We start from the raw sequence: 18,164 nt of genomic DNA on the forward strand, positions 1-18,164 counted from the left end.
CGGGCGGTGTCAGGCGAGCGCCGTCTCGTCCTGGCTCAGTTCGATGTCGTGGTGGATCCAGAGCTGGCAGGCAAGCCGGAAGCCAGCGTCGAGCTGGTCGCCCAGCTGCTTCTGCTCTTTCCAGTTGGGTGCGGCCAGGTGTTCTCCGCCGTGCAACACCTTGCACACGCACTTGGAGCACTTGCCCATGCCGCAGCCGTAGTTGAGGTGCGGAAAAGGAAATTGCTTGATGCCGGCGCGTACGACAAGGTTGGTGTTCGGCCGCACCTCGCCCTCGAAGCACTGGCCGTCTTTCCTGATCACAACTTTGGGCATGAGCACTTGTTCCATGGTTCGCGGTGGAGGGGCGAATCGGCCGTGGTCCTCCCAGGCCGGATGCTTGGTGGCTAATGTCCAAGCGAAGCCGCTGCCGCGTCAAACAACATCACGACGGCCAATGCAAGGGATCAATAAAAGTGATATGAATTGCAGTTTTGCATCGCGCATACGTAGGATCACGCCATCCCCTCCAGGGGCCTTGTGCCGCGCGCCTCGCAGCTGCCGCGGACCGTGTTCATACCAACGAAGGAACAACCCATGACGGCATTGATGAGCAAAGAAGACTTCCGCCACGCGCTGGAGGAAACGGTGCGCGGAAAGAGCGCGAACAAGTCGCCCTTCAGCATGGCCTGGGCCGCGGGTCGGCTCTCGCGCAAGCACCTGGCGCGCTGGGCCGAGAACCACTACCACTACGTGGGTCCGTTCGCAGACTATCTGGGCTTCATCTACTCGCGCACGCCAGCGCACCTGATCGAAGTGAAGGACTTCATGCTGGCGAACATGTATGAGGAGGAGATCGGCGGTGACCGCCACACCGACCTGCTGATCCGCTTTGCCGAAGCCTGCGGTTCGTCGCGTGCTCGCGTGACCGACCCCGACAACATGCTGCCCTCCACACGCGGCCTGCAAAGCTGGTGCTATTCGATGTCGATGCGCGAAAACCCGATCATCGCAGTGGCCGGCATCGTCGTGGGACTCGAATCGCAGGTCCCGTCCATCTACCGCAAGCAGGCGCCCACGCTGCGCGAGCAGTACAAGTTCACTGACGAAGAGGTCGAATTTTTCGATCTGCACATCGTGTCCGACGAGATCCACGGCGAGCGCGGCTACCAGATCGTGGTCGAGCATGCCGATACGCCCGAACTCCAGGCTGCCTGCCTGAAGGCCTGCGAAGTGGGTGCGCAGATGCGGCTGCTGTACACCGCGGAGCTTTTCCGCGAGTACGTCGAGAAAGACTTGGCGCAGGAAGCGCTCGCATTGGCCGACTGAGCGGCCGATGCACTGCGGGCGCACCCGATGTGCCACTGCCCGATGAGAGAGCCGGGCGTTCGACGAGCGCCCGCGAGTTCCCCGATGAAGGAGACACACTATGCCGGTATCACGCCGCGGCGCCACCGCCGCCTTGCTCGGCAGCGCGTTCGCCCCCGCGCTCTGGGCGCAGCCCGATGCGGCCGGCAGCTACCCGGCCAAGCCGTTGCGCATCGTGGTGCCGTACCCCGCGGGCGGCTTCAACGACACGCTGGGGCGCATTGTTGGCGTGCACCTCACTACCGCGTGGAAGCAGTCCGCCGTGGTCGACAACAAGCCCGGTGCCGGCACGGCCATCGGCACGCAGGCCGTGGCGACGTCGCTGCCGGACGGCTACACGCTGCTGGTTGTGCAATTTCCGTTTGCGGCCAACCCGTGGCTCTACAAGCTCCCCTACGACACCGACAAGGCCTTCGACCCGGTGATCCTGGCGGGGCGATCGCCGATGGTGCTGGTCGCTCACGCGGGAAGTTCCTATCGCAGCGCGGCCGACGTGCTGGCGGCCGCCAAGGCGAAGCCGGGCGCCATCAACTACGGCACCTCGGGCCCGGGTTCATCGAACCACTTGGCCATGGTGCTGTTCGAGAATCTGGCTGGTATTCGAATGAACCAGATTCCCTACAAGGGCAGCACGCCGATGTTGACTGACTTAGCCGGAGGCCAGGTGGCGGTGGCGATGGACCTGCTGCCCAATGCGCTGCCGTTCATCCAGTCCGGCAAGGTGCGTCCGCTGGCCATTGCCGGCGCGCAGCGTTCGCCGCTGATGCCGGAGATTCCCACTGCAGCGGAGGCCGACGTCGCGGGCTACGAGGTGTCGTCCTGGCACGGCATCGTGGTGCCCGCAGGAACGCCGAAGCCGGTGGTCGACAAGCTCAATCGCGAAATGAACAGCATCCTCGAAATGGCCGACGTGAGGAAAATCTTCGCCCAGCAGGGCGTGGTGCCCGACGGCGGCACGCCCGCCCAATTCCACAGCTTCGTCGAAACCCAGAAGTCGCTGTGGAAGCGCGTTATTCAACAAAACCACATCACCGCAGCATGACCATCCAACAAGACGCTCTCAACCTCATCGACGGTTACTGGCAGCCAGCGGCTTGCGGCGCATGGGGCGAGCGCAACGATCCGTCCGATGGCACACCGCTCGGGCGCCACGCCGCATCGCAGTGCAGTGACGCCGAAGCCGCCGTGGCCGCCGCGCGCCGCGCGTTCGAGCAGCCGCAGTGGGCGCACGATCCGCGGCTGCGCCAAATGGTGATGTTGCGCTGGGCCGATCGCCTGGAAGCTCAAGCCGAAGTCCTAGCCGTACTGCTCACGCGCGAGAACGGCAAAGTGCTGGCGCAGTCGCGCGGCGAGATCGCCGGTGCAGTGTCGGAGATCCGCTACTACGCAGGCTTGACGCGCTACATGCCGGGCCATGTGTTTGAGGTGGAGCCTGGTGCGTATTCAACGTTGCTGAAAGAACCCGCCGGCGTGGCCGGCATCATCGTCCCGTGGAACGCGCCGGTGGTGCTGCTGATTCGCTCGCTGACCCCCGCGCTGGCAGCGGGCTGTACTGTGGTGATCAAGCCGGCGCCGCAGACGGCGTTGATCACCGCGCGGGTGATAGAGACGCTGCATGCCTGCGAGGGTCTGCCGCCCGGTGTGGTCAATCTGGTGAGCGAAGACGGTCATGCGGTCGCGCAGTACCTGACCGAGAGCGCGCAGGTGGATGTGTTGAGCTTCACAGGCTCCAACGCCACCGGTCAGCGCATCATGGCTGCGGCGGCGCCCACCATGAAGAAGCTGTCCCTGGAGTTGGGCGGCAAGTCGGCCTGCCTAGTGTTCGAGGATGCCGACGTCGAGAAGACGGCCGGTGCGATTGCCGCGGCCGCGACCATCATCAGCGGCCAGCAGTGCACAGCGGCGCGGCGCGTGCTCGTCCATGCACACCACTACAGCGCCATGCAAAAGGCGCTGACCGAAGCACTGGCTGCGCAGCGCGTGGCACCGGGGCTGACGCTGGGCGCGCAGATCGGCCCGCTGATCGACGCGCACGCCGCCCAACAAGTTAGCCAGCGCATCGACGACGCGCTGGAGGCGGCCGATGCGGTGCTGCTGCGCGGGCGGCGCGACGTGAACTTCGTCCACCCTTCCCTCGTCGCGCATCGTGATACGCATGCCTTCTTCGTGCAAGAGGAAATCTTCGGCCCGCTGCTGGTACTGGAACGCTTCGAGGACGAACGCGAGGCCATCGCCCGCGCCAACCACTCGGAGTACGGCTTGTCGGCTAGCGTCTGGACGCGCGACGGCGCGCGCGCCATGCGGGTGGCGCGCGCATTGCGCAACGGCACGGTCTGGATCAACGACCACAACAAGCTGTTCGCAGAAGCCGAGACGGGCGGCTATCGGCGCAGCGGGCTGGGCCGGCTGCATGGGTACGATGCGCTGATCGACTTCCAGGAAATCAAGCACATCTATCAGCAGGTCGGCACGGCCTGAGCCCGCACCGCAGCGTGCCACCGGCCTTCTACAATTGCTCTCCCTTGCGAGCCCGGTCAGCGGGGCAATTTCCAAGAAGGCCACCGTGGACCTGAGGCAAATCCAGTACTTCCTTGCGCTGTTCGAAGACGGCTCGATGACGCAGGCCGCCAAGCGGCTGGACGTCGTGCAGCCGACGCTGAGCATGCAGATCGCGAAGCTGGAGGAAGAACTGGGGCAGCCCTTGTTCGAGCGCAAACGCCGAGGCATGTCGCCCACCGCGCACGGACGCCTGATGTACCGGTTGTTTCTGCCGATCGTGCGCAACATCGACAACGCGCGCGAGCAACTTGCGCAGCGCAGCGAGGCCGTGACCGGCCACGTCTCGCTGGGGCTCATTTCCTCGGTGGCCGAGAGCGTGCTGGCCGACGCGCTGTCGCGGTTCAACGAAGCCTACCCGCATGTGGAGGTCACAGTATCGGTCGGCTACAGTGCCATGCTGATCGATTGGGTAACGAGCGGACAACTCGACGTCGCGATCATCAACGAGCCGCGGGCCAAGCTGTCGCTGGCCACGGAATCGCTCGCCGAGGAAGACATGCTGCTCGTAACGAGCGTGCAACACGGCCCGCGCCTGCCTGCCAACGTGCGCCTCGCGCGACTGGCCGAACTCGGCCTGGACCTGATCCTGCCCACGCGCCGTCACGGGCTGCGCGGCGTGTTGGAAGCGGCGGCTCGCCAGGAGGGCATTGTGCTTGCACCCAAATTCGAGGTCGACGTGCTGAGCACCATCGTGCGGCTCGTCGAGGAAACGCGATTCGCGACCATCCTGCCGCGCATCGTGGTGCAGCGCGCGGTCAATGAGGGCACATTGGCCATATGCCCGATTCTGTCGCCGCGCATCGTGCGCCATGTGGTCCGCGTCAGTGACCGGCGCAAGCCTCTGAGCGCTGCAACGCATGCGCTCGTGGACCTTGTGGCGGACGAGATTCGAAGGATACTGAGCGTTGGCAAGGCGAACAAATAGAGGTTCAATGCGCGGCGCGGCAAGCCCATCAGCTCAAGCGCGTCGGCGTAGACGCAGTGACGAGCCTCAGAATAAACTACCGCAACCCGGCCGATCTTCCAGACGGCGTGTGCGCAGGCTTCTGAGTTGTCATGCTCCCAAGAAAAAGCAACCGATGGCGGTCCGCTCGTCCAGCCAGTGAGCTGCGATCGCGTCAGGCCAGAGCCAGTGGTCATCGAGTTGCTCCGTGTCCAGTCGCAACCGACCGACCTATCCGCCGGCGGACTGGCTGATCCAGAATTTCCAAGCCGCGCGTGAGCGGATCGAGCAGATCGCGGCGACCGGGGCGCCCACGCCTCTGGAACAAGTGCAGTTGCTGTCCCCGGCGGCCAACCCCGGAAAGATCATCGGCGCACCCATCAATTACAAGGATCACATCGACGAAGCGAACGCCGATACCGAGATCAACCACGGCAAGACGTACACGGAACTCGACAAGTTCGGGTTGTTCCTCAAAGCCAACAGTTCCCTCATCGGCTGCAGCCAGGAGATCCAAATTCCCTTCGCGGACCGGCGTACCGACCACGAGGTGGAACTGGCTGTCATCATCGGTAGAACGGCAAAGCGCGTGTCCCGGGCCGTAGCACTCGACTATGTTCTGGGGTACTGCATCGGGCTCGACATGACGGTGCGTGGACCCGAATTTCCAACCTTCCGCAAATCGGCGGACACGTTCTGCGTTCTGGGGCCTTGGATGGTGACCAAAGACGAGATACCTGATCCGAACAATCTCGAGCTCAGCATTCGCGTCAACGGTGAGGTCAAGCAGTCATCGAACACGAAGACCTGATCTTCGACGTCCAGCGACTGATCGAGTATGCGTCTGCCATCTACACGCTGCATCCAGGGGACGTGATCATGACGGGGACCCCGGCCGGCGTCGGGCCCGTGGCCCCCGGCGATGTGCTGAACGCCTCGGTGCAGGGGATAGGTGCGATGTCGGTCCGCGTAGCCCGGTGAGCGGCGCGGCTATTCGCCTCACGTGCGGGCGCACGCATCACAACCGCCCCTAGGCCATGCCAAACGGAGCCGCAGTTCTGCCAACTTAAGGTTCAGGCGTTCGAACAAAGCGGCGGCAGGATGACTTCTCCACGTGCTCACGTTCTGCATTGTTTGCGTGTCCGGCTCGTACCGCTCTGATGGCGTGGACGATCACAACGTCGGGTGAAAGGTCGATGCGCCGTACTTCCATCCCGACATAGCGAGCATTCTTCGGAATCTCCATGCGGAGTCTCAGCCGCGCCTCAATGTCTGTGATGGCGCCTCGCCAAATTTCCGTCGATAGGCCCCGGCAAAGTCGCCAACATGAGTGAAGCCGTACTCGAGAGCGATGTCGGCCACGCGAATTCCGCCGCGGCTCGGCTTTTGCAGCGCGCCCCGAGCCGCTTCGAACCGCCTTTCTCGTAGCCACGTCATCGGACCTACACCGTGGCAAGACTGAAAGGCGGCGAACAGCGTGCGGCGAGACACGCCGCATTCGATGCAAAGCTCGTTCACCGAAACGTGGGCTTGCAGCCGCCGCATCATCAGCTCCTCGGCCTGCCTGACCACCCGCAACGAAGCTGAAAAGGTTGCATCTGCATGAAGCGCGGACTGCTGGTTGTGGGCATGCTGGGTCAGCAGAAGCGAGGCCAAAGCGTCCGCCAGCGATGCTTGCGCGAATTGCCGCGCCTTGCCGGCAAGCGGGAGCGCCGACGCGATGCCAGCCAGGGCGACGATACCGTGCCACGCCTGGATCAGCGGCGGTCGCGCAGGCAGGGAAATGTCGAAAACCAAGGGTGCCGTCAGCGGCCGGCCGGTCAGCCCCTGCCAGGCATCTGCAATCAATGAGCTATCAACGCGGATCAGCAGCTGGTCATATCCCTCGTGCACTTCCATCGAGAATGCGCGAACTGGACTGAACACGCCCGGACTGTGCGCAACCAGCTGGTGCAAGTCGCCGCCCTGGCGTACTTGCGCGGCTCCTCGAGTCGGCAGGCTGATCAGGTAGTAGCCCTGCAAGGCCTCTGACAGAGGCTGAAGCGAAACACGCGCTCCCCAGCGTGTGCGGTTGAATGACACCGGTCCCATTGGCACGCAGTCGAGCGTGCCATGGAACACATCGTCACGCCGCAGCCGCTGAAGCCGGATTTCGCCAAAGAAGGGCGCGGTTTGCAGAGGCGACTCGTCAACATCATGGCTGTCCGCCACACGGAAGCCCTGCAAGCTTGTGCCTCCATGATCGAACTCGATGGGAGGGAACGGTGTTATGGAGCTCACTGGAAACGACGATGGTCCGGCAGTAGTCGACTCACAAGAGCGTAATCCCAATTCGATGATTTGCTTGCACTCAATCCGCTGAATTGCACTGAGGCAGTAGAGCCAATGCCGCACACCACCGATGCTCCAGAACCCATTCCACGGAGACATCGCGATGCTTCATTCTCGACGCGCCATCATTTCATCTGCCCTCGCAGCCTCCGGCGCGGCCCTGGCCGGCTGCTCCGGAGCGCAGGCAGAACCGGCGCGCGTGCTTGCGCCAAAAAGCCCATTCCTGCTGGTTCACGGCGCCTGGCACGGCACCTGGTGCTGGGGCAAGATCAGCCCATTGCTGGCTGCCGCCGGCCACCCGGTGCTGGCGATTGACTTGCCAGGGCATGGCCTCAATGCGGCATTTCCGGCGGCGTTCGACGTTCAACCCCGCACGGCGGCACTGGCAACTGAGCCCTCACCGGTCGCGGGCATCACGTTGGCCGACTACGCTCGGGCCGTGTCCAATGCCGTTGAATCCCTGCTGGCCGCCGGCTTCCCGGCGCCGATCGTCGTGGGTCACAGCATGGGCGGTGGTGCAATCCATGCTGCCGCCGAACTGCTGGGCCCCGGCAAGATTGCGCGCCTGGTCTACCTCGCGGCATTCATGCCCAAGGACGGCCAGCCGATGGTGGCATTCCCCCCTGATGAACAGGCGCCCCCATCGCTTTTGACACCGCTGCTGCGCAGCGATCCTGGGGTTACTGGTGCTCTGCGACTCGACCCCGCATCCACGGACGAAAGCTATCGAGCGGGGCTCATCAACTTGTTTTACGGGAAAGTGGACACTGCAACAGCGCGCGCCGCGCTCAATCTGCTGTCGCCCGATATTCCGATCGGTGCAATGGTCACGCCAATTGCGACGTCGGTGCAGCGCTGGGGAGCCATCCCGCGTACTTATATCCGGACCGGCGCGGACAACACCATCCCGCCGGCGATCCAGGACCTGATGGTGGCGCAGGCGGACACCGCGACGCCTGCCAACAAGACGCAGGTGCTGCAACTGGACTCGGATCACAGTCCGTTCCTGTCCATGCCGCAGCAGTTGATTCGAGCGCTGCTCTCGGTGGCTTGAAGCGGAGGCGCAAGCAATGCGCCAGGGCCAAATGCATCGCCCGATCACCGATGTCTACAATGGGATGTCGACTGTCATCCAGATGGTCGGATTGCATGGGGGCATTTGCCTTGGGACATTCGCAGGCCGAAAAAGCGCAAAGTCGAGAGCGGATCCTGAGGGAGGCTGCCGACCAGATTCGAGACGGTGGACTCGAGTCCGTGAGCGTGGGCAAGCTCATGAAGAGCGTGAACCTTACGCATGGCGGCTTCTATGGCCATTTTGCATCTCGTGCGGATTTGCTCGCGCAGGCCCTGAGGCGAGCCCTGGTTGATGGTGTACGTCGGTCGGCGGTGAGGCAGAAATCGGCGCGTCCGCTCGGCTTCGCGGGCTTCGTCAGCGACTATTTGAGCACCAGGCATCGGGACTCCCGCAGCACTGGGTGCGCAGTCTCGGCTTTGATCTCCGATGTCGGACGCGCCGATGACCAGTCCAAGTCGATCATGGCCGGTTCCATCGAGGACTATATTGCCGCCGCTCGGCGCCACCTTGGCGACGACGACGATTCCAGAGCGATGTTGGCCGTCAGCGCCATGGTGGGTGCTCTGGCCCTGTCGCGGGCGATGACAGACCCTGCCCGTTCGGACGACCTGCTCCGCTGCGTGCGCGAGCAGTTGGTGGCGGTTAACGAGCCCAATGTGCGGGCGCTCTCAGGCACCCAGAACAAAGCCTGAGTCGCGCCTTGGGCGTGCAGCGTTTCCTTTGGCGCGCGCTCAGCACCAGCAACGCGACCAACAAGGACCATGGTGGCGCATCCTGCTTGATGCATCCCGTCTCCGGGTAAACCAGTGCAGTTGAAACATCTTCTGGCGAACAAATGCGACAGACAGGATGATAAGCGTCATGCAGAATGGGGCATGAACAGTGGATGGAGTCGGCAGTCGCAGACCCCACGGCCCGCTGGACGAACAACTGCGCCACCGGCTTGAAGGCGCACCATGGAGACTCGCAATGGCCGAGGTCCGGATCTTTTCCTACTTGCCCAATCCTCGTGTGTGGAAGGCGGTCATCGCCGCACGCATCGGCGGCGTCGATTTGGAGGTGCGGGGTGCTGCTGGCGCCGAACTCGTGGACTGGCTCTGGGACTTCGACGCACGCCCGTTGAGCGAAGTGTCTGCCGAGGAGCGCGCCGCCGCCGAGCGCGTGGGCCGCATCGGGTTCAAGGGCCGCAAGCTCTACAAGACCGACGCCTTTCTTGCAGCTCAGCCGTTCGGAACGGTGCCCGCGGCTTTCAGCGGGGACGGGCAGGTCGGCATCTTCGAGTCCAACAGCATCATGCGCGCAGTCGCCCGCCAGGCGGAGCAGAGCGGTCTATACGGCTGCGATCCATTCGAGGCCTCGCGCATCGACAGCTTTCTGGATGTCAGCCTCGTGTTCGGGCGCGACGCGCAGATATACCTCCTTGCCATGCAAGGCTCCGAACTCGCAGCGGACGTCCACGCTCGCGCCGACGAGGCGTTCACGACCTACATGACCGGCATCGACCGGGCCCTAGAGCCGGCCCGCCAAGTGCTTGTTGGCGAGGGGGTGAGCTTGGCCGACATCTGCTTCGCCTGTGAGCTCGCGCTTTTCCACAATGAACTGAGCCGAAGCGAAGCGCTGATTGCGCTCGGCAAGGCGCCGTTCCTGGCCGACGCCGATGAGCGGTTTCCGCGGGCCATGGCGCACTTCGATCGCCTCGCGAACGATCCGGCCTTTGCGCCCGAGTTCGGCCCCTATCTCGCGAAGTTCACAACCGAGCGCGGAGCCGGCCGCGAACGATCAACAACATTCACAACAACGGACCATCAAAGGAACCCCCAATGAAAACGATTGACTTCTACTTCGACTATCGCAGCCCCTACAGCTTCCTTGCACTGTCTCAGGTCCGGAAGATGGATGTCGAGATCGCCTTCCATCCGTTCGAGATCGGCGCCCTGATGAAAGCGGTGGGGAACGTACCGACGAGTATCACCTGCGCACCCAAAGGGCGCTACGTGATGACCGATATGGGGCGATGGGCGGCCCACTATGGGGTTCCGCTCAACCGACATCCCCATGGCTCGGAAATCGACGCCGGCCGCCTGTTGCGCGCCACGCTCGTGGCCGAGCAATTGGGCGCCATGCCTGCGGCGGTGGACGCGATCTTCAAAGCGTTTTGGTCGGTTCCGGCGCCGCTGGGGACGGCAGGCGAAGTCGCGACCCTCCTTGGCGCCGCGGGGCTCGACGCGGAGACGCTAGAAGCGCGGATGGACTCGCCGGCCGCGCAGGCCCTCTTGGACGAGGCAACCGCCGGGGCGGCATCGCGCGGCGTGTTTGGCGCGCCGACCCTGTTCGTCGGAGACGACATGTTCTTCGGCAATGACCGCCTGCACTTCGTGCAAGCTCGCCTGGAGCAGGCTGCATGAGGCCGCTTGTCATCATCACTGGAGTAGGGCCGGGCACTGGCTCGGCAATGGTCCGGCGGTTCCACGATGGCGGCTACCAAGTGGCCATGCTCGCGCGCACGGCCGAGCGCTTGACCGATCTCGAGAGCGAACTTCCGAACGCCTTTGCGGTCCCCTGCGATGCGGCCGACCCTGCGGCGCTAGCGGCCGCCCTCGACGCCATCGAGCAACGTGCCGGCGTCCCCAAGGTGGTGATCCACAACGCCGTGGGTGGGGCCTTCGGCAACTTCCTCGACATTGATCCGCAAGTCCTCCAGCAGAATTTCCAGATCAATGTCATGGCCCTGCTGCACCTGGCCCGGTGGGCGGCGCCGCGAATGGAAGCAGCTGGGGGCGGCGCCTTGCTGGTCACAGGCAACACCTCGGCCGTCCGTGGCAAGGCCGCTTTTGCGGGCTTCGCGCCGAGCAAGGCGGCGCAGCGCATCCTGGCCGAGTCCATCGCCCGGGAGATGGGGCCCCGGGGCGTGCACGTGTCCTTCATGATGATCGATGCAGTCATCGACGTGCCTTGGGCCCGCGCACGGATGGCGGACAAGCCGGATGAGTTTTTCATCAAGCCGTCCGACATCGCCGAAGAAGTCTGGCACGTAACCCACCAGCCGCGCTCGGCTTGGTCGTTCCTCACCGAAGTGAGGCCTTTCCGCGAGTCCTGGTGATCGGAGGCGTTCAGCTTCCATGAACCCGACTTCGCCCAACTCACAAGACACTCACATGCCGCTGCAACTCCGCTCCATCGTCCGCACCGGCGGCGAGCTTGAACTCTCGCTCGCCGAGGTGCCGATGCCCGAACCGAAAGCCGACGAGGTCCTCGTGCGCATCGACGCGGCCCCGATGAATCCGTCGGACCTGATGGTGCTATTCGGCATGGCCGACATGTCGACCGCGAGGGCCTCCGGCACGGCCGACCGGCCGGTCATCACCGCCACCGTGCCGCCGCGCATGCTGCCGGCCGTGGCGGGCCGTCTGAACGAGTCGGTGCCGGTCGGCTACGAAGGCGCCGGCGTCGTGGTCGGCGCCGGGCGTTCACCGGCCGCGCAGGCCTTGCTCGGCAAGACTGTGGGCGTGATCGGGGGCGCGATGTATTCGCAGTACTGCGCAGTCAACGTCGGGCAGTGCCTGCCACTGCCCGAGGGCACGACAGCCGCCGAGGGCGCCTCATGGTTCGTCAATCCGGTCACCTCCCTCGGCATGATCGAGACGATGAAGCGGGAAGGCCACACCACGCTGGTCCACACCGCGGCGGCGTCGAACCTGGGGCAGATGCTCAACAAGGTCTGCCTGAAAGACGGGATCGACCTCGTCAACATCGTACGCAAGCCCGAGCACGAGACGCTGCTGCGCGAGCTCGGCGCGAAGTACGTCTGCAACAGCACGTCGCCGACCTTCATGGCCGACCTGACGAATGCGCTGGCCGAAACCGGCGCGACGCTGGCCTTCGATGCCATCGGCGGTGGCAAGCTGGCCGGCCAGATCCTCATGGCGATGGAAGCTGCCGCGAACCGTAACGCGAAGGAATACAACCGCTACGGATCGACCGTGCACAAGCAGGTCTACATCTACGGCAGCCTCGACCGAGGGGCGACGGAATTCACCCGCGGCTTCGGCATGACATGGGGCATGGGTGGCTGGTTGCTATTCCCGTTTCTGCAGAAGGTCGGCGCGGCCGAGGTCGAGCGGCTGAAGCAACGCGTGGCATCCGAACTCAAGACAACCTTCGCAAGCCACTACACGCGGGAGGTGTCGATGGTCGAGGCACTGCAGCTCGACGCCATTGCGACCTACAGCAAGGCGTCGACCGGAGAGAAGTACCTGGTCAATCCGAACAAGGATCAGGGCTGACCGAGTCAGCATTTTCAACAGATGCCGATCTAAAATTAAGGAGTCATTTCCGTGAGCAACCGAACCCAATTTCAGGTACGCGCGGTATCGCCGTCCTACTGGAAGGTGACCTTCGAGAACGGGCCGATCAACCTCATCGATCCGGACACCATCGATGAGCTTGGCGATCTGGTGACACGCATGGAGCAGGACCCCGATCTGACCGTCGTCGTGTTCCAGAGTGCCAATCCCGACTTCTTCATGGCGCACTTCGACCTGAAGTCCGACATCCAGCGTGTGTACACGACGGCGCCGGGCCCCACCGGGCTCCTCTCCCATCCGGACACTCTTTTGCGCCTCAGCAGAGTCCCGGCCCTCACTATCTCGGCCATCAACGGCCGCGTCCGTGGGGCAGGAAGTGAGTTCGTCCTGCACACGGACATCCGCTTCGCCGGGCCCAACGCCATCCTGGGGCAGCCCGAGATCGGCTTCGGCGCCGTACCCGGCGGAAATCCGATGGGGCGACTGGCCGAGTTGGTGGGCCGAGGTCGCGCGATGGAGATCGTGGTGGGAGGAGACGACTTCCCGGCCAAGCTCGCCGCCGAATATGGCTACGTCAACCGCATTCTCCCCGAGGGCGAGCTGGACGAGTTCGTCGACACCTTCGCCCGCCGCATCGCCGGCTTTAGCAAGGCCGGAGTCGCCGGCACGAAGGAGTTCGTTGATGCGGCCACCGCAATTCCGGCGGGGGACTACGCAGCCGCTATGGCCGCCTTCAGGCGCACGGCGGGGCGTCCGGAGAACGCAGATCACGTGCGCAGCCTGTTTGAGCGCGGCTTGCAGCAGCCTAACGGAGTCGAACTCGACCTCGGAAAGCACGTCGCTGAGAAGTTCTGAGCCGCGCGGCCTGAACCGTCAGCCGGAAATACTGTTGTTCGGGCTCATGGCTGGCTCTAAGTCACGCGGAAAAGCCCTGCACAATCAGCCGCAGGCCGGCAGCCAAGTGCGGCTTCTGACCCTTCATGTGCGCTCGACCCGTCTAACTCTGCATCGGCTGCATTGCTTCTTCATGCGACGATGACCCGAGGGTGTCGCTGAAGTGGACGCACGTTCGTTCAAGCGCATTGCGCAAGTGCCCAACCCATCTGCGCAAGCGGCCGCGCACCGGCGCTCGCTTGCTTTGCCTGCGCGCTCGACGCCGTCCCGGCCTCCACACGTTTGGCAATTCCTTGCAGGATGCCGGCGAGCCGGAACATGTTGTAGGCGAGATAGAAGTTCCAATCGGCCATCACTGCGTCGGGGTCGGTGCGGCCGGTCCGCTTGCAGTAGCGGCGCACATAGCTCTTCTCGTCGGGGATGCCCAGAGCGGCGTGGTCAAGGCCGCGGATGCCGAGGGTAGGGCCCGGCTGGATGTGCCACGACATGCACTGGTAGCTCAAGTCGGCCAGCGGATGGCCGATCGTCGAGAGCTCCCAGTCGAGCACTGCGATCGCCCGTGGCTCGGTGGCGTGGAACATCAGATTGTCGAGCCGGTAATCGCCGTGCACGATCGACACCTGGCTCTCGTCGCGCGCGCTGGCCGGTATGTGCGCAGGGAGCCAGTCCATCAATCGATCCATCTCGGGGATCGGCTGCGTGATCGAAGCCTGGTACTGCTTCGTCCAGCGACCGATCTGGCGCTCGAAATAGTTGCCCGGCTTGCCGTAGTTCTCGAGACCCGCCGCCTTGACGTCTACGTTGTGCAGCGCCGCGATCACCCGGTTCATCTCGTCATAGATTCGGCTCCGCCGCGTGTCGTCGGCATCGGGGATCGATTGGTCCCACATCACGCGGCCGGACATGTACTCCATCAGGTAGAAGGCGCAGCCGATCACGGATTCATCTTCACACAGCAGGTACATGTCCGGGACCGGCACGTCGGTCGCGCGCAGCGCCCGCATCACAGTGAATTCACGATCGATCGCGTGCGCCGAGGCCAGCAGCTTCGCTGCCGGGCCGGGCTTGCAGCGCATCACGTAAGAGCGCTCCGGCGTGCTGAGCTTGTAGGTTGGGTTCGATTGCCCGCCCTTGAATTGCTCGACCGTGACTGGCCCCTGGAAGCCGTCGACTCGCGACTCAAGATAACCCCGCAGCGCAGCCAGGTCGAACGGATGAGACCCGGAGATGGGCTTGGTGCCGGTTTGAGCTTCTGTCATGTCCATGGTCTCGTGTTTGCCGTTCAATCGGTAGGTGCGGGGCAGTGGCTTGCCGGAAGGCAGTTCAGCCTTAGGTCGTCTGAAGGTAGACGCCCGGCTCGGCCGACAAGCCCTGCTTGATCTGCCGGGTGATCTCGTCGGCCAGCACCTCCTCGGCCCCGGCTTCGAGGGCGTCGAGGCTGCGGCGCACCACCTCCTCGGGGCTGGACTTCGGCTGATCGTTGCCGCGCGCCATGTCGGTGTCGACGAACCCCATGTGCAAGCCCAGCACTTGGGTCCCCTGGGCGCGCAACTCGTGGCGCAGGCTGTTGGTCAGCGACCAGGCCGCCGATTTGGTGGCGGCATAGGTCGCGAGACGCGGCGCGGTGATCCAACTCGCGAGCGACAGGACGTTCAGGATCGCACCGCCCCCGTGGTCGGCGAGCCCCGGCGCGAAGGCGAGCGCCATGCGCAGCGGTCCAAAAAAATTGGTCTCGAACTGGGCACGGGCAGCTTCGACGCTGCCCTCGGCCAGGAAGCCGCCAAGCGTCGCAATACCGGCATTGTTGATCAGCAGAGTGACATCGGCGCAATGGCGTGCCGCTGCGGCAATGTCATCGGGCCGAGTGACGTCGAGGCGGATGGCTTCGACGCCAGCCAACGTGACGCTGGCCGGGTCGCGCGCTGCCGCGTAGACCTTGCGCGCGCCGCGGGCCAGAGCGGCGCGGGCGAAAGCGAGACCGATGCCGCGGTTGGCACCGGTGATGAGGACGGTGGCGTTGTCGAGCTTCATGGTCGGGTCCTTGGAGGAAGTGGAAGAGACTGGGGTGCGGCGGTGAGGCGCCGAGTGAATACGACGTTCGTAGGCTTCATCGCTCTAGATCTGCGCAATGCCACCGTCGACGAACAGCTCGATGCCGGTGACGAAGCTCGATGCGTCCGAGGCCAGGAAGACTGCGGCCTTGCCGATTTCATCGGGTTCTCCAACCCGGCCCATCGGGATCTGGCCTGCAAAACCGTCGAGCAATCCCTGCTGATGTTCGACCGGCACCAGTCCCACCAGTCCAGGCGTCTTCGTCGGTCCGGGACTGAGGACATTGATGCGGATGTTGCGACCTTTGAGATCCAGAATCCAGCTACGAGCGAAGTTCCGAACTGCCGCCTTGGAGGCGCTGTAGACACTGAATGCAGGTACGCCATGTATCGAACTGGTCGAACCAACCAGGATGACTGTCGCGCCATCCGCCAACAGGGGAAGTGCCTTTTGAACTGTGAAGAGCACCCCCTTCACGTTGGTGCTGAACGTCTGGTCGAACAGCTCTTCCGTGATCGCGCCAAGCGGAGCCATGCGGCCGCCTCCCGCATTGGCAACCAAGACGTCGATGCGTCCATGGTGTTGCTTGACGGTATCGAAGAGGGCGTCGAGATCCTGCAAGCTGGAGACGTCGGCGCGGACGGCGGAGGCTTGATTCCCGATTTCGGCCACCGCGGCGTCTAACTCTTGCTGGCGCCGACCGGTGATAACGACGTTTGCGCCTTCGGCTGCAAACCGCTTGGCAATAGCCAAACCGATACCGGTGCTTGCGCCCGTCACGACGGCGATCTTGCCTTGGAGGGAGAGGGTCATCAATGGGCCTTTGGAATGGTCAGGCATGGAGGCGCTGGAGGGTGGATGAAGGACGTCATCGGCAAAGCCTTTACTCAACAGCCTTGCCCATCTCCTCGACCACCTTCTTCGCATCCCCAAAGACCATCATGGTCTTGTCCATGTAGAAGAGTTCGTTGTCCAGGCCGGCATAGCCCGCCGCCATGGAGCGCTTGTTCACGATCACCGTCTTGGCCTTGTAGGCTTCCAGAATCGGCATGCCGTAGATCGGGCTGCCCTTGGTGTGCGCCGCAGGGTTCACCACGTCGTTGGCGCCCAGGATGATTGCGACATCGGCCTGGCCGAATTCGCCGTTGATGTCCTCCATCTCGAACACCTGGTCGTAGGGTACCTCGGCCTCGGCCAGCAGCACGTTCATGTGGCCCGGCATGCGGCCCGCCACCGGGTGGATCGCGTACTTCACGGTGATGCCCTTGTCGGTGAGCTTCTGTGCGAGTTCTTTCACGGCATGCTGCGCGCGTGCCACCGCAAGGCCGTAGCCCGGAACGATGACCACCGTCTCTGCGTTGCCCAGGACGAAAGCCGCGTCGTCGGCACTGCCGGTTTTCACCGGCCGCTGCTCTTTCGCGCCGCCGGCCGCACTGACCGCCTCGCCGCCGAAGCCGCCCAGGATCACGTTGAAGAACGAGCGGTTCATGGCCTTGCACATGATGTAGCTCAGGATTGCGCCCGAAGAGCCCACCAGCGAACCAGCCACGATCAGCATCGCGTTGTTCAGGCTGAAGCCGATGCCCGCGGCCGCCCAGCCCGAGTAGCTGTTGAGCATCGACACCACCACCGGCATGTCGGCCCCGCCGATCGGGATGATGATGAGCACGCCCATCACGAAGGCCAGCGCCAGCATCGCGAAGAACGCCGGCCAGCTTTCGGTGAACATGAACACCAGCCCCAGGCCGATCATCGCCAGGCCGAGCACGAGGTTCAGCATGTGCTGGCCCGCGAACTGCACCGGCGCGCCCTGGAACAGGCGGAACTCGTAGGTGCCCGAGAGCTTGCCGAAGGCGATCACCGAGCCGCTGAAGGTGATGGCGCCGATGGCCGCGCCCAGGAACAGCTCGAGCCGGTTGCCGGCGGGAATGGGTGCGCCCTTGGCGATGCCTTCGAGCATGGCCGCGGGTTCGACCACCGCCGCCACCGCGATGAACACCGCCGCCAGACCGATCATGCTGTGGAAGAAGGCCACCAGCTCGGGCATCTTGGTCATCTCGACCGTCTTGGCGCGGTAGGCGCCGTAGCCGCCGCCGGCCACCAGCCCGAGCAGCACCCAGCCCAGGCCCATGAGGTGGCCGCCGGACAGGTTGTAGATCAGCGCGCCGGTGGTCACCACCGCGATGGCCATGCCAACCATGCCGAAGAGGTTGCCGCGGATGGAGGTGGTCGGATGGGACAGGCCCTTCAAGGCCTGGATGAAGCAGACGCTGGCAACCAGGTACAGCAGCGTGACGACGTTCATGCTCATTGGGCGGCTCCCGACTCGGCCTTGGGTGCCGCGGCCTTCTTTTCCTTCTTCTTGAACATCTCGAGCATGCGCCGGGTGACCAGGAAGCCGCCGAAGATGTTCACCGCCGCCAGCGCGACGGCCAGCACGCCCATGGTCTTGCCCAGGGTGGTTTCGGTGAGCGCGGCCGCCAGCATGGCGCCCACGACCACGATGGCCGAGATGGCGTTGGTCACGGCCATCAGCGGCGTGTGCAGCGCGGGCGTGACGGTCCACACCACGTGGTAGCCAACATAGATGGCCAGCACGAAGATGATGAGGTTGATAACGGTATGGGAAACGGGATCCATGATTTCTTCTCCTCGCGTG

At 64.1% G+C, this 18,164-nt stretch carries 18 protein-coding genes and 1 pseudogene; 12 read left to right on the forward strand and 7 right to left on the reverse strand.

Annotation, left to right across the window (positions count from 1 at the left end; all coding sequences use genetic code 11):
• Positions 1 to 9: 9 nt before the first annotated feature.
• Positions 10 to 315, reverse strand: a complete 306-nt coding sequence (locus ACZYSP_RS15795; protein WP_489015209.1) for a 2Fe-2S iron-sulfur cluster-binding protein — start codon at positions 313 to 315, stop codon at positions 10 to 12.
• 261 nt (positions 316 to 576) lie between these two features.
• Here ACZYSP_RS15795 and ACZYSP_RS15800 point away from each other — a divergent pair, with 261 nt between their 5' ends.
• The 5 genes and pseudogenes from ACZYSP_RS15800 to ACZYSP_RS15820 all read left to right on the forward strand — a co-directional run bounded on the left by ACZYSP_RS15800 (position 577) and on the right by ACZYSP_RS15820 (position 5,830).
• A complete protein-coding gene (locus ACZYSP_RS15800; protein ID WP_093012495.1) occupies positions 577 to 1,308 on the forward strand; it encodes an iron-containing redox enzyme family protein in 732 nt (243 codons plus the stop codon).
• Between the two features lie 100 nt (positions 1,309 to 1,408).
• Complete coding sequence (locus ACZYSP_RS15805; RefSeq protein WP_489015212.1) at positions 1,409 to 2,389, forward strand: Bug family tripartite tricarboxylate transporter substrate binding protein; 981 nt, start codon at positions 1,409 to 1,411, stop codon at positions 2,387 to 2,389.
• Positions 2,386 to 3,825, forward strand: a complete 1,440-nt coding sequence (locus ACZYSP_RS15810) for an aldehyde dehydrogenase family protein (protein WP_489015214.1) — start codon at positions 2,386 to 2,388, stop codon at positions 3,823 to 3,825. Before ACZYSP_RS15805 ends, ACZYSP_RS15810 begins: the two co-directional genes overlap by 4 nt.
• Positions 3,826 to 3,910: 85 nt before the next feature.
• Positions 3,911 to 4,831 (forward strand): LysR family transcriptional regulator, encoded by a 921-nt coding sequence (locus ACZYSP_RS15815; RefSeq protein WP_489015216.1) that lies wholly within the window; start codon positions 3,911 to 3,913, stop codon positions 4,829 to 4,831.
• Between the two features lie 346 nt (positions 4,832 to 5,177).
• Positions 5,178 to 5,830 (forward strand): annotated as a pseudogene (locus ACZYSP_RS15820) (fumarylacetoacetate hydrolase family protein).
• 273 nt (positions 5,831 to 6,103) lie between these two features.
• Here the strand turns inward: ACZYSP_RS15820 and ACZYSP_RS15825 are convergent.
• Positions 6,104 to 7,075: an AraC family transcriptional regulator gene (locus ACZYSP_RS15825; protein WP_489015218.1), complete on the reverse strand. Its 972-nt coding sequence runs from the start codon at positions 7,073 to 7,075 to the stop codon at positions 6,104 to 6,106.
• 208 nt (positions 7,076 to 7,283) lie between these two features.
• Here ACZYSP_RS15825 and ACZYSP_RS15830 point away from each other — a divergent pair, with 208 nt between their 5' ends.
• From ACZYSP_RS15830 to ACZYSP_RS15860, 7 genes are all read left to right on the forward strand, one after another.
• Positions 7,284 to 8,234 carry an alpha/beta fold hydrolase gene (locus ACZYSP_RS15830; protein WP_489015220.1) on the forward strand — a complete coding sequence of 317 codons (951 nt, stop codon included), beginning with the start codon at positions 7,284 to 7,286 and terminating at the stop codon, positions 8,232 to 8,234.
• Between the two features lie 95 nt (positions 8,235 to 8,329).
• Positions 8,330 to 8,947 (forward strand): TetR/AcrR family transcriptional regulator, encoded by a 618-nt coding sequence (locus ACZYSP_RS15835; protein WP_489015222.1) that lies wholly within the window; start codon positions 8,330 to 8,332, stop codon positions 8,945 to 8,947.
• A gap of 277 nt (positions 8,948 to 9,224) precedes the next feature.
• Positions 9,225 to 10,079 (forward strand): glutathione S-transferase family protein, encoded by an 855-nt coding sequence (locus tag ACZYSP_RS15840; RefSeq protein ID WP_489015223.1) that lies wholly within the window; start codon positions 9,225 to 9,227, stop codon positions 10,077 to 10,079.
• Positions 10,076 to 10,660 (forward strand): 2-hydroxychromene-2-carboxylate isomerase, encoded by a 585-nt coding sequence (locus ACZYSP_RS15845; protein ID WP_489015224.1) that lies wholly within the window; start codon positions 10,076 to 10,078, stop codon positions 10,658 to 10,660. The genes ACZYSP_RS15840 and ACZYSP_RS15845 overlap by 4 nt, the downstream gene beginning before the upstream one ends.
• Positions 10,657 to 11,355, forward strand: coding sequence for an SDR family NAD(P)-dependent oxidoreductase (locus ACZYSP_RS15850; RefSeq protein ID WP_489015226.1), 699 nt, complete (start codon positions 10,657 to 10,659; stop codon positions 11,353 to 11,355). Before ACZYSP_RS15845 ends, ACZYSP_RS15850 begins: the two co-directional genes overlap by 4 nt.
• Positions 11,356 to 11,410: 55 nt before the next feature.
• The gene (locus ACZYSP_RS15855; RefSeq protein ID WP_489015228.1) at positions 11,411 to 12,538 is read left to right on the forward strand and encodes a zinc-binding dehydrogenase; all 1,128 of its coding nucleotides are present in this window, start codon (positions 11,411 to 11,413) and stop codon (positions 12,536 to 12,538) included.
• Positions 12,539 to 12,589: 51 nt separating this feature from the next.
• Positions 12,590 to 13,414, forward strand: a complete 825-nt coding sequence (locus tag ACZYSP_RS15860) for an enoyl-CoA hydratase/isomerase family protein (protein WP_489015230.1) — start codon at positions 12,590 to 12,592, stop codon at positions 13,412 to 13,414.
• Between the two features lie 218 nt (positions 13,415 to 13,632).
• On the opposite strand, the gene ACZYSP_RS15865 is transcribed toward ACZYSP_RS15860, so the two are convergent.
• From ACZYSP_RS15865 to ACZYSP_RS15885, 5 genes are all read right to left on the reverse strand, one after another.
• Positions 13,633 to 14,712, reverse strand: a complete 1,080-nt coding sequence (locus tag ACZYSP_RS15865) for a phosphotransferase (RefSeq protein WP_489015595.1) — start codon at positions 14,710 to 14,712, stop codon at positions 13,633 to 13,635.
• Positions 14,713 to 14,782: 70 nt separating this feature from the next.
• Complete coding sequence (locus tag ACZYSP_RS15870) at positions 14,783 to 15,484, reverse strand: SDR family oxidoreductase (protein WP_307641989.1); 702 nt, start codon at positions 15,482 to 15,484, stop codon at positions 14,783 to 14,785.
• Positions 15,485 to 15,568: 84 nt separating this feature from the next.
• Positions 15,569 to 16,318: an SDR family NAD(P)-dependent oxidoreductase gene (locus ACZYSP_RS15875; protein ID WP_489015232.1), complete on the reverse strand. Its 750-nt coding sequence runs from the start codon at positions 16,316 to 16,318 to the stop codon at positions 15,569 to 15,571.
• Positions 16,319 to 16,388: 70 nt separating this feature from the next.
• Complete coding sequence (locus tag ACZYSP_RS15880; protein ID WP_489015234.1) at positions 16,389 to 17,816, reverse strand: NAD(P)(+) transhydrogenase (Re/Si-specific) subunit beta; 1,428 nt, start codon at positions 17,814 to 17,816, stop codon at positions 16,389 to 16,391.
• The gene (locus tag ACZYSP_RS15885; RefSeq protein WP_489015236.1) at positions 17,813 to 18,145 is read right to left on the reverse strand and encodes an NAD(P) transhydrogenase subunit alpha part 2; all 333 of its coding nucleotides are present in this window, start codon (positions 18,143 to 18,145) and stop codon (positions 17,813 to 17,815) included. The genes ACZYSP_RS15880 and ACZYSP_RS15885 overlap by 4 nt, the downstream gene beginning before the upstream one ends.
• Positions 18,146 to 18,164 lie beyond the last annotated feature (19 nt).

The sequence above is a fragment of the Variovorax sp. F042 genome (assembly GCF_057814215.1).